8 protein-coding genes and 1 pseudogene are annotated in these 11,020 nt (G+C 60.5%); 5 read left to right on the top strand and 4 right to left on the bottom strand.

Annotated elements, in window-relative coordinates; genetic code table 11:
- Together HMPREF3098_RS06155 and HMPREF3098_RS10965 are read right to left on the bottom strand one after the other, a co-directional pair.
- Positions 1-1,765: pseudogene (locus tag HMPREF3098_RS06155) on the bottom strand (hypothetical protein); the annotation flags it as partial.
- A 7-nt stretch (positions 1,766-1,772) separates the two neighbouring features.
- On the bottom strand, positions 1,773-2,789 hold the full coding sequence (locus HMPREF3098_RS10965; protein WP_246815871.1) for an NUDIX hydrolase: 1,017 nt from the start codon (positions 2,787-2,789) through the stop codon (positions 1,773-1,775).
- 627 nt (positions 2,790-3,416) lie between these two features.
- Here HMPREF3098_RS10965 and HMPREF3098_RS06145 point away from each other — a divergent pair.
- Complete coding sequence (locus HMPREF3098_RS06145) at positions 3,417-4,862, top strand: CCA tRNA nucleotidyltransferase (RefSeq protein WP_070434469.1); 1,446 nt, start codon at positions 3,417-3,419, stop codon at positions 4,860-4,862.
- Positions 4,862-5,641 carry a YqgE/AlgH family protein gene (locus HMPREF3098_RS06140; RefSeq protein WP_070434398.1) on the top strand — a complete coding sequence of 260 codons (780 nt, stop codon included), beginning with the start codon at positions 4,862-4,864 and terminating at the stop codon, positions 5,639-5,641. The genes HMPREF3098_RS06145 and HMPREF3098_RS06140 overlap by 1 nt, the downstream gene beginning before the upstream one ends.
- Here the strand turns inward: HMPREF3098_RS06140 and HMPREF3098_RS06135 are convergent.
- Positions 5,638-6,720 carry a serine hydrolase gene (locus HMPREF3098_RS06135; RefSeq protein ID WP_210385947.1) on the bottom strand — a complete coding sequence of 361 codons (1,083 nt, stop codon included), beginning with the start codon at positions 6,718-6,720 and terminating at the stop codon, positions 5,638-5,640. The genes HMPREF3098_RS06140 and HMPREF3098_RS06135 overlap by 4 nt on opposite strands.
- 1 nt (position 6,721) lies before the next feature.
- Entirely contained in the window at positions 6,722-7,762 is a 1,041-nt protein-coding gene (locus HMPREF3098_RS06130) for a hypothetical protein (protein WP_141739688.1), read from the bottom strand.
- 196 nt (positions 7,763-7,958) lie between these two features.
- Between HMPREF3098_RS06130 and HMPREF3098_RS06125 the strand changes: the two genes are divergently transcribed.
- The 3 genes from HMPREF3098_RS06125 to HMPREF3098_RS06115 all read left to right on the top strand — a co-directional run bounded on the left by HMPREF3098_RS06125 (position 7,959) and on the right by HMPREF3098_RS06115 (position 11,018).
- On the top strand, positions 7,959-8,501 hold the full coding sequence (locus tag HMPREF3098_RS06125; protein ID WP_070434468.1) for an NUDIX hydrolase: 543 nt from the start codon (positions 7,959-7,961) through the stop codon (positions 8,499-8,501).
- A gap of 160 nt (positions 8,502-8,661) precedes the next feature.
- Complete coding sequence (locus HMPREF3098_RS06120) at positions 8,662-9,486, top strand: (Fe-S)-binding protein (protein WP_070434396.1); 825 nt, start codon at positions 8,662-8,664, stop codon at positions 9,484-9,486.
- Positions 9,483-11,018, top strand: a complete 1,536-nt coding sequence (locus tag HMPREF3098_RS06115; RefSeq protein ID WP_246815862.1) for a LutB/LldF family L-lactate oxidation iron-sulfur protein — start codon at positions 9,483-9,485, stop codon at positions 11,016-11,018. The genes HMPREF3098_RS06120 and HMPREF3098_RS06115 overlap by 4 nt, the downstream gene beginning before the upstream one ends.
- Positions 11,019-11,020: the final 2 nt, after the last annotated feature.

Here is an 11,020-nt window from a genome sequence, read left to right as displayed (position 1 = left end):
CGCCCTGTTGCCCGCCCTGCTCGCCGCTCTGCTGCGTAGCCAGGCGAGTGATCCGCTGATTCCAGCTGTTATCGATGTTTGCCACTTGTTGCGCTTCGGCACTCCCCTGCCCGTCTGGGCCGCCCGTACCGGGCTCGACCGGCCGCGCTGGGCGTGTCTGATTAACCGTGTTGTCCGCCACTAGCGCTGTCACCGCACCCGCGGCTGGTAACACGGGTAACCCTGATTGCACGGCTTCAAACCGCGTAGACGAATCTACGTCGATTCCCTGGGTTACACCGGCGGCCAGCATCGGAACCGATTCTGGTGCTACGTAACCCGAACTCGGCACCACGATATTTTGTTGTGGCACTACTCCCAGCACTCGCTTAATGGTCTGCGCACCCGTGCCGAACGCCTGGACCCCCAGCCAGTCGTTGCCCGTGGCTGCCACTGCGTTGATATCAGCACCGGCATACGGCAGGGCTACGCTGCAACCGCCCTTGACTAGCTCGCGCAGATCCTTCAGCCACGCCTTGGCGGCCGCCACCCCGGTTCCCTCAACGGAGTTGTCCTCGTCCCCGCCCAGCAGCTCTCCCCAGGAATCGCGCAATCGGCGCTGTTCCTGGACAGCCTCCGGTGCCTTTGGACCAACCCGATAACCGTGGGTCATACGTTCTACGGTGTCGATGAGTTCGGGATCGATCGCCAAGCACGTTGCCGCGCGTAGCTCGCGCCCTTCTTGCCCACTGGTGGTATCGCGATAGGCATCCAACAACCCGCGCAGTCGCCCGCCTGTCCCTAACTCTTTAGCTAGGTTTTCGTTGCGCAAGTACAGCGGTGCGGGCGTGGGCGCGTCCCCGGTGGTCCCGGATACCGCCGCCGTTTGTGCAGCTAGAGGCCACAGCATGGTGACGGGGGTCGGGGCTTCTTTTTTATCCGACGCCACGCTCACCGCGGTTCGCGTCACCGCTAGGGAACCAACGGGTCCCTCGGGGGTGTCGTCCCCTGTGATCGTCCCACCCACGTTGAATACCACGGGGTGTGCACCCGGTTGCAGTAGGCCCGGCGCGTTCAGGACAATCCGGTCCCCTTGGGCGATGTTGCTAGGTTGGCCCGGGGTGGCGTCGGAACCTAAAACCTCCACGGTGATATCCCGGCTCTGCCCTGGTTCGATAGACCCCTGCAGCGCCACAGCGGGGCTTTGACGTGGGTATTCGCCCAGGTTGGCCAATTGGGCGATGCGCAGTGATTCGATTTGTGCGGCTTCGCGCCACGCGAAGGAAACCGTGGGGTTGGTGATCACGGTGGTGCGGTTGTTGGTGATGCGCAGGTGGAATGTGGCGGTGTTGCCCTGCACGCGGGGTAGTTTTGTGAGGGTGAGCGCGGTGCGTAACTGGGGGTCCGTGGAGCGAGCGTTGGGGTTCGTCCATGGGGCGGGCAGGCCGTTGGTGTTATCCGAGGCGGCACCACCGGCGCTGTTGTCGTCTTGTATGGCGGGATTGCCGGGGAAGCTAGGTAACTGACCACCGAAATAGCGATCCAGATTGGATGGGGCCGGGCCTTGCGCTTCTGGTGCAGGCTGGGCGGCGCTAACTCCGGCGCCGGGGAACGTAAACCCAGTGTGGCCAGCGGAATCCCCCGGTGTTCCCCAACCCCAAGAGCTTCCCGTGATTAGCCCCGAAGCCAGCACAGCCCCAGCAACGCGACGAGCCGCGCGGGGTCGGCGCGACGTGGAAACGCGTTCCGGGCTGTGGTAGCTAGGGCACGTGTGGCGTGGGGTCATGATGTCTTTAACGGGGTGTGAGCCGTCCTGCAGCGGCTTCTGCGCGGGCGTGGTCTGGCAAACTGTCGAAGGCTAACCGGGCCAATCGGCGCTCATCGGCATAGGCCAAACGCTCGATCAATTGATTGACCGGCAGCCAGGTGACTTCTGTTACTTCGGGGTCCTCATCATTGAGGTGCCCATCGACGAAGCGCAGCAGGTGGTGGTGGACGGTCTTGTGGATGCGAACGCCTTCGGAGATAAACCAGTAGTCAATCGTGCCCAATTCGCCGATGATTTTTCCGGCCACACCGGTTTCCTCCCAGACCTCGCGTTCCGCTGTGGCGTGTTGGGATTCATCCGGTTCTACGTGGCCTTTGGGCATCGACCACAGTAGGCGGCCGCGCCGGTCCAAGCGCCCAATGAGGGCAACGTAGATCTTAGACAAGTCCACGTCTCCATTGGGTCCCACGGCTTCTGCCAACCCGGATAGGACTAGGCCACCCGCTGAAGTCTCCACGGAAATGGGCAGCTCTGAATGCATATCGTGGAATGCTTCGGTATCGCGTTCTGGGCGCTGGGTGATAGCAAAACCGGAATCGCGGGATTTGCCGTTGGGTCGCCTGGGGTTGTTGGCTCCACGGTTGTCAGCCCCGCCACGCCCAGCATTGTTCCGCCCAGCATTGTTCCGCCCGGAACCGTTACGGTTGGAACCGTTGCGACCACCGTTTCGCCCATTACCGTTGCGGCCACCGCCGTTGTGTGTGGCGCTGTTCTGGTTGCGTCCACCGCGCCGCGAGCTGCGTTGTTTGCGGTTGCCGCCCCCGTTGCCACCGTGGTTGGGGTTGCTGTCCTTTTTATCCGATGCCCCACTGTTCCCCTGCTCCCGCGATCCCTGGGCGCTGGGGGACTCATTCAGGTTCTGTGAATTCTGAATGGAGTTGTTGTGGTTGGCATTGCCACGACCTCCGGGGCCACGACCACCACGGCCACGGCCTCCACGACGGCGGCGCCGACTATTGCCTCCGTTGCTTGGGCCGGGGATGTTCTGGTTCCGGCGCTCGCCGCGGCGGGCACCTGTGTTCCCCGATTCAGTGTGACCAGTAGTGGTTTCGCCAGTGTTCGACCTTCCCGCGTTCGATCCAGGGGCATTCGACCCGCCGGTCTTTGGTCCGGTGCCTGTGGACCCGCTCGTGTTCGATTCACCAGCATGACCATTGCCACGATTGGGCCTGTTTATGCCACCTTTACCGTTTGCTACACCCTTACCGTTGCCGGCATCGGGGCCGTGGTTGCGCGCAGCATTATTACTGGAATCGTCACGGGTGGGATTGCCCTGCGCGCGTTTTTGGTTCGGTCGTCGGGAACGCCGGTTCCGACGACGGCGCTGGCCGTCCGCGGCACCTTCGTTCTCATTCATTCTTATTAGGCTAGTCGGTTTGACCTAATTTATGGGAAACATGGCCGTGCCCTCCCCGTCGCGCTAACCTATCGCGCCAACCGGTCCCGTGCGTCAAGTCACCAAAGCACGCTCCCCAGATCCCGTTGTGCACCCACGAAACATACAAGGGCTAATCATCCCCCATTGACCGCACCTGTAAAGCCTGTCGCACGCTTTTGTAGAATCAACGGCGTGAACCACCAGCCAGAAAACCCCCGCACCCCCGCCACCATGATGGCGAACGCTTGGCAGGCTCTGGGTAAGCAGAACGCAACTCTGCAGTCCCTCGCCAAGGCCTTTAATGCAGCCGGTTTCTCGCTGTACTTGGTGGGCGGTTCGGTCCGCGATGCGCTGCTAGGCAGGTTGTCCCACGATCTGGACTTCACTACCGATGCGCGTCCGCAACAGATCATCGAGGTTGTGGAGCCTCTGGCCGAGAAGATCTGGGATACCGGCATTGAATACGGAACGGTCTCTGCCCTGATCAAGGGTGCGATGATTGAGATCACGACATTCCGCGCGGATCAATATGACGGTGATTCCCGCAACCCGCAGGTCACGTTCGGCGATACCTTGGAAGGCGACCTCATCCGTCGCGACTTCCGAGTCAACGCCATGGCTTTGGAGTTAAACCCCGACGGCGACCACCAGTTCCGTGATCCGCTGGGTGGCTTGGAGGACGCCGCTGCTGGGTTGTTGGACACACCGGATTCTCCCCACATTTCGTTTAATGATGACCCACTGCGCATGCTGCGTGCATGCCGGTTTGTCTCCCAACTGGAATTCGCCGTGGCTCCCCGTGTCAGTGAAGCGATGGCTGCCATGGCGCCGGAGATTAAGCGCATCACCGTGGAGCGCGTAGCCGTGGAGCTGAACAAGTTGATGCTGGGCGTGGCTCCGTGGGAGGGCCTAGACCTGATGGTGGATTCGGGAATCGCCGAGTTCGTCATGCCGGAACTACCCGCGCTAAAAATGACGCAGGATGAACATCAGCAGCACAAGGATGTCTACCGCCATTCTCTGCGGGTACTGCGCAACGCGGTGGAGCTGGAAGCTAAGAACCAGTGGGAGCCCGATCTGGAGCTACGCATGGCGTCGCTACTCCACGATGTAGGAAAACCTGCGACCCGAGCTTTCACGGAATCTGGAGCTGTAACCTTCCACCAGCATGAAGTGGTGGGTGCCAAGATGACTCGCAAGCGCCTGCAGAAGTTGAAGTATTCACGGCAGCTAGTGAAGGACATTTCGCAGCTAGTGTTTTTGCACATGCGTTTCCACGGCTACAGCGATGGTGGACCGCAGGGTGAATCGACGTGGACGGATGCCGCGGTGCGCCGATATGTCAACGATGCCGGTGAATTGCTGCCTCGCCTGCACCTTTTGGTGCGGGCTGATTGCACCACACGGAATAAGCGGAAGGCCGATCGCCTGCAGCGCACCTACGACGGATTGGAACACCGGATCGCGGAACTACAGGAGCAGGAAGATCTGGCAGCGGTACGCCCCGACCTCGACGGCAACGCCATTATGGAGATCCTCAATCTGCCGCCCGGCCCGCAAGTCGGCAAAGCGTGGGCATACTTGAAGGAGCTACGCCTAGATCGTGGCCCGCTGTCTCGCGAGGATGCCATCGCTGAGCTGCGTGCGTGGTGGGCCGAGCAACAGGAGGCTAACTAATGGTTGACCGTTCTACTTCTTCTTTATCTGACGCCAACGAGCCCCGCGGCTCCCAACCCCAGCGAGCCGTTGATATTTGCCCGGGTGATGTGATCTACGTGCCTCCTCAGGTGATCTTCGATGATCGTAAGCGCGTGTTAGCCGGCGAGGTTCTGCTGGTCATCAGCGCCGATGAAGCCAACGTGGCAGGGGTGTATCTGGATCAGATGACGACAGAGGCGGTCGCGAACCAATTGCCCGCCCTGGCACAGAAGCTGACGAAGCCAAAGGTGTTCTTCCTCGGTGGCGCGGATGTGCCGGGTGCAGTAGTGGCTATCGGCCAACTTTCCGCCGATGTCGATGTAGCGGCAACGGGTGCGGGAGATGATGCTGCAGAGGGTGCGGTAGACCGGAGGGCAACGGGTGCGGGAGATGATGCTGCAGAGGGGACTGAAAATGGCACGGAGCAACCCTCCGAGCATGCTTTCCAACCTGCGATGATTTGTGACGGGCGAGCTCTTCTGATCGATGCAGAGGAGCGTTTGGCTCAGGTGGTGATCACCGAGAACCAGGAATGGGATGTACCGGTGGAAAATCTGCGCCTATTCGTCGGATTCACGGAGTTAGCGCGTACGGAATTGGACGAGTGGCTGGCCGAGGGCTCCGTGCAGTTCCAGCGCGCGGTAGCCGAGGATGTATTCGGTTCTAAGCCGGGTGAGACGTGGCGGCAGTTGATGAAACGCCGCCCATTCCCGGAGAACCTGTTTTCCACGTGGGCAGAACACCCGGAACGGAACTAACACGTACCGCCGTAACCGCGCAGACTTGTTAGAGCCCGCGCCAATTCTGTGAGCATGGCTTGGCCAGTTTCGTAAGTACCGTCCGCGGGTTTCGCCGCAATAGCTACGCCAACGAAGCTGCCGGGTTTTTCACCTGGGATGAATCCGAACTGTCGGGTGAGGTAGCCACCATTTTCGTCTGGCCCCCATCCGCCTTTGAAATGCGCACCGGGGATCGAACCCAACCCGTAATTCTGACCAGCGGCGATCTGCCCCATGAGGTCACTGACTACGGATCCACCGGCTATGCACTGCAGATTTGCCGCGAACGTTGCTTGGTTCGCAAGCGACCAACGGGTTTGGCCGAAAGACGAGAAACCGGGGCGCGTGACCGCAGTGTGGATCGTGGTTACCTGGTCGCCACCCTCTCGCAGCACCATAGTGGCGGCCGCACCGGCTTGTGCAGGGGAACCAAGGGAGCGCCACAGGCTGTCAGCTGCCGCATTGTCCGACACGGTGATGGCTGAACGCATCGCCGGGGTAACACCGCCGTTCTTCGCAACCGCGATAGCCACGGGGATCTTCGCAGTGGACCACGCGGGCCCCTCGTCCAACGAGCCGTAGCTAACCGGCGCGGTAGAACCGTTCCCGCGTGGATCACTGATAGCTAACCCAAGCTGGCCCGCGTATTTGCTCTGCACATGGCGGATTGCCGCGTTGAGATCTCCCGCCTGGTTTGCCCCCGGCGCGGGCTGAGAATCCCCAACGGTGGTCTTGGGCGCCGATTGTGTTGGGTTTGGCTTACGCGTGCTTGACCGGTCCCCACCCCTGCCCTCCTGAGGATCGGGTTCGGCGTGGGATGCGGCGGATTGCTCAGAATCTGAGGAGCCACCGAAGCGCTCCTTATCGATCGTGCAGCCGGTAAGTACCAAGGCCGTGACCGTTGCCGCGGCTGCCAGCGCGAGGCCGCGGGTGACCATCGATCCAGTAGCGGGTTGCGGGGAAGCACTATGCCCTTGATAGGCCTCCCCTGATTGACCGGGTGGCGTGCGCGGTTGCCAGGCTGGACTGCACGCTGATGTAGTACTGTGCTCGCTCATGTTAAAGGATGTGAACCCGTGCGTTATTGCCACCGGAGCAGGTCACATAGGTGCCGTTGTCATGGCAGGACATGGTGTAGGTCTGGCCCGTTGTGGGACTGGTTGCCTCGACAGTGCCGTTGAGTTTATCGGTCTTGCGGTAGTAATCCACGAAGGCATCGCGCACATTGGTAGCGAACCCACACGTCGTGGTGTTTCCACCGTAATCCTCGGCGTAGGTCAAGTTAAGGTCCCCCGCTGCACCGGAACCCGCGCACTTGTTCCAAGATCCAGGTACTTCGAAGTCCTCAGCGCGCTTACTCTCGCTGGGTTTGGTGGACGTTTCGCTCTCAGTTGTCTCGTCTTCGGCCCTACTGGTCTCCGGGCCCGCGGGTTCTCCAGCGCCCCCTGCGGAATTGGTTCGGTTGGTCGAAGGGGCGTCGCTACGAGAGCGATCACCAAAGAAGAAATACGCCGCCGCAGCAAGTAACAATAAGCTGAGGATAATGACCAAGATGCTCAGCACAATTGTTGAGGTGTTGCGCCGTGGTGGCGGGGTATCGGCACGATTGCGCGACCCGGGGCGACCTTGCGCGGGTGGGTGCTGTGGTGGATTCCGCGGTGGGCGCTGGTGTGGTCCCAACGGCCCCCCGGCAGGGGCTCGGTAGGCGCCATTGTTAGCAGGTTGCTTTCCCTGCTGGTACGGATTGTGCGAAGGTTCACCCTGCTGGTACGGATTGTGCGAAGGTTCACCCTGTTGATATGGGCTGTGTTGATATGGGCTCCGTGGGGCTTGTGGTTGCTGCATATAACGGTCGCCACCGGGCCCGGAATGGGCTTGACCTGCTGCTCCATAACCTTGTGCGGGGGCGCCCCACGAGCCGTTCGGATTGTAATCTCGATTGCCGAAACCCTGGTTGTCCTGAGCCGAACTTGCCGGCCCGGGGCCCTTTTGGCCGTGACCACCGCGGTTGTAGTGCGGTGGTTCGCCGATGTGCGGGAACTGCTCGGTGTTGTCATTACCGTTTTTGGGCATCGTCAGCCTTTCTCTGGTGCGCGCCATCTGCGCAGCTACTCCCGGGCCGGGAGGTGTGTCGTTACGTGGTGGCGGACGCATTGAGAAAAGATGCTGGCCCGCACAGTGTTTTCTGCTCTTAAATTATCAAGAATGCATTGACTAGCGCTTCATACTCCCCAGATCCACTCGCGCCGTGAAGCAGCACAACGGCGCTGTCGGTGTTCGGCGTAAGCTGACTCTCATGGCAACACCGGATTTTATTCTCGATCTACGCAAGCAGGTCGGGCACGCAGAACTGTGGTTACCGGGAGTTACGGCTATCGTGTTGAAACCCGTAGAGAACGACGCCCCGCTGTGGGCCGTTCCCGAGGTATTACTGGTTCAACGGGCCGATGACGGGCAGTGGACTCCCGTAACTGGGATCGTGGACCCGCGGGAAGAACCACACCGGGCGGCTGTACGGGAAGTGGCTGAGGAAACCGGTCTGACAGTGGAGCCCGCTGCGCTTCTGGGTGTGGGCCAAGTGGGGCCGGTGGAATACCCCAACGGTGACGTGGTCAGTTACATGGACACGGCCATTCGCTTAGAGGTTCCGGATCCGGACGCGCCGGGTGCATTTGATGTGCACGTTAACGACGATGAATCAACGCGCGTGGGTTGGTTTCCCATCAGCAACATGCCGCCCATGCAACCGCGTTTCCGGTTGATCATCGCCGACGCTGCTGCGCAGATGAAACACCCCCAGGGATTCCGTCCCCGGATGGGTTACGTCAAGCGCAACTAACCAGGGTTACGCTGGCTCAATGGGTGCAGCTTCCCCAAACCCGGTTTATTGGGCACCCACAACCAACCAAGACCACACCCATTAACCCAGCGCTGCAAACTGGAACCACGCTCATTAAGCACACAACACTAACCAGGGTCACGTTCATGACGGAGGAAGAATGAGAATCGCGCTATTCGCCACGTGCATTGTGGACGCGATGTATCCGGAGGTCGCCAAAGATACGGTGCGTATCCTCGAGCGGCTCGGGCACACCGTCGTCTTCCCCGAACAGCAAGCCTGTTGCGGACAGATGCACATCAATTCGGGAAAGTTCGCTCAAGCCTATCCGGTGGTGAAAAACCACGTAGAAGCGTTTGAGGGTGAATCGTGGGACTATGCGGTGGCTCCCAGTGGATCCTGCGTGGCGTCGTTGGGCCACCAGCACCCCATGATCGCCCAGCATGAAGGGGACGAAGACCTGGCGACCCGCGCCACCCAAATTGCAGATCGCACCTATGAATTGGCGCAGTTCCTTACGGATATTTGCGGTGTAGACAACGCGGCAGACCAGCTAGGCAGTTACTTTCCACACGCGGTGGCCTACCACCCGTCATGCCACGGAATGCGCTTGCTGCGATTGGGTGACCGGCAGCGGGACCTGCTGGAAAGCGTAGAGGGGTTAACCTTGTGCCCCATTGAGCACGAGGATTCTTGCTGCGGATTCGGTGGAACATTTAGCGTGAAGAACTCCGGTGTATCCGGCGCCATGTTGGGTGACAAAGTGGAGGCCGTAATTGGGTCGCAGGCCGATGTGTGCACCGGCGGGGATGCCAGTTGTTTGATGCATATCGGTGGCGGACTCTCGCGCCAGGGACGGCTTACCCCGGGGGTTCGCGACACTCCATCGGCGGTGCATATGGCGCGGATTTTGGCGTCGACCAAAGAAAACCCCCTGCGCCTGCCAGCAGAAGGGGGCAAAGTGACGGGAGGTTCGCTGCGATGAAGGCATCATTGAATTCGGCCAAGACTACACCGTTCAAGGGCACCCCATTGGGAATGCCATCGGTGCGGGGACAGGGGAATCTGTTCGAAAAATACCCCTTCCCGGAGGTTGCCGAGCACGAAATGGGCAACATGCAGATGCGCACCAACCTGCGGCATGCCACGCAGACGATTCGGAGTAAACGGGCTGCGCGCGTAGCGGAAATGCCAGATTGGCAACAGCTACGCGACGCGGGAGAGGCCATCAAGGAAGATGTGATCGCGCGGTTGCCGGAGCTGTTAGAACAGTTCGAGCAACAATTCACGGCTCGTGGCGGCCATGTGCACTGGGCGCGGGATGCCGAAGAGGCCAACCAGATCGTGCGGCAACTGGTGGAGGACCACGCGCCGATTGGCGAGAGCGGTCAGCGCGAAGTCATCAAGGTCAAATCAATGGCCACACAGGAAATCGGGCTGAACGAGTACCTAGAAGAGCACGATATTACAGCAGTAGAGACCGACTTGGCAGAGTTAATTGTGCAGCTGGGCGGGGATAAGCCATCGCATATTCTGGTGCCCGCGATTCACCGCAACCGCGATGAGATTCGCCAGATTTTTCTCAGCCAAATGGAGGATGTCAACCCCGAGCTCACCAATGACCCAGAGGCTTTGGCTGAGGCCAGCCGCAAGCACCTGCGGCAGAAGTTCCTCACCACGCCTGTGGCTATTTCCGGGGCGAACTTTGGAATCGCGGAAACCGGCACATTGTCGGTCGTGGAATCCGAGGGCAACGGGCGTATGTGCGTGACGGTGCCCGAGACTTTGATCACCGTGATGGGCATTGAGAAGCTGCTGCCGACGTTCCAAGACTTAGAAGTGTTCATGCAGCTACTCCCCCGCTCCAGCACTGGTGAGCGCATGAATCCCTATTCGTCGTTCTGGACTGGGGTATCCGAGGGCGATGGCCCGCACAACGTCCACGTTGTTTTGCTGGATAACGGCCGCACGCGTGCGTTGGCGGATAAGTACGGCCGGCAGGCACTGCACTGTATCCGCTGTTCAGCCTGCATGAACGTGTGCCCGGTATATGAGCGCACGGGTGGGCACGCCTATGGTTCGGTCTACCCAGGGCCAATCGGTGCCATCCTCACTCCCCTCCTGACCGGTGTGGATGCTTCCGAGAATGGGTCACTCCCCTACGCTTCCAGCCTGTGTGGCGCGTGTTTCGATGCGTGCCCAGTGAAGATCAACATTCCGGAGATGCTGGTTCGCTTGCGTGCCCAAGATGTGGAGCAGAATCATCCGCTGGGCGGGCGCGTACCCACGTCGCAACTGGATGTGGCACTGGCCGGGGCGTCGTGGATGATGAGCGATGGTGCGCGCATGAATGCCGTGGAGCGCGCGTTGCCCATCGCGAGCGGGCTTGCGCCTCAGAAAGGCCTGTTCAACTTACCGGGCGTGGCGGGCGAATGGACCCGATCGCGCGATATTCCTGCCCCGCCGAAGGAGTCTTTCCGCTCGTGGTGGCGGAAAAACCGTGGAGAGGATAATTGATC

The sequence above is a fragment of the Corynebacterium sp. HMSC28B08 genome (genome assembly GCF_001806865.1).
Taxonomy (GTDB): Bacteria; Actinomycetota; Actinomycetes; order Mycobacteriales; family Mycobacteriaceae; genus Corynebacterium; species Corynebacterium auriscanis.
Note: the sequence above shows the minus strand (reverse complement) of the source record. Positions and strands in the feature narration are given on the sequence as shown.

Excerpts from the sequence above, each read along its gene's own strand:
- HMPREF3098_RS06130 (WP_141739688.1), bottom strand. The coding sequence starts at position 7,762 with ATGGCGCGCACCAGAGAAAGGCTGACGATGCCCAAAAACGGTAATGAC.
- HMPREF3098_RS06145 (WP_070434469.1), top strand. The coding sequence starts at position 3,417 with ATGATGGCGAACGCTTGGCAGGCTCTGGGTAAGCAGAACGCAACTCTG.
- HMPREF3098_RS06125 (WP_070434468.1), top strand. The coding sequence starts at position 7,959 with ATGGCAACACCGGATTTTATTCTCGATCTACGCAAGCAGGTCGGGCAC.
- HMPREF3098_RS06140 (WP_070434398.1), top strand. The coding sequence starts at position 4,862 with ATGGTTGACCGTTCTACTTCTTCTTTATCTGACGCCAACGAGCCCCGC.
- HMPREF3098_RS06135 (WP_210385947.1), bottom strand. The coding sequence starts at position 6,720 with ATGAGCGAGCACAGTACTACATCAGCGTGCAGTCCAGCCTGGCAACCG.
- HMPREF3098_RS06120 (WP_070434396.1), top strand. The coding sequence starts at position 8,662 with ATGAGAATCGCGCTATTCGCCACGTGCATTGTGGACGCGATGTATCCG.
- HMPREF3098_RS06115 (WP_246815862.1), top strand. The coding sequence starts at position 9,483 with ATGAAGGCATCATTGAATTCGGCCAAGACTACACCGTTCAAGGGCACC.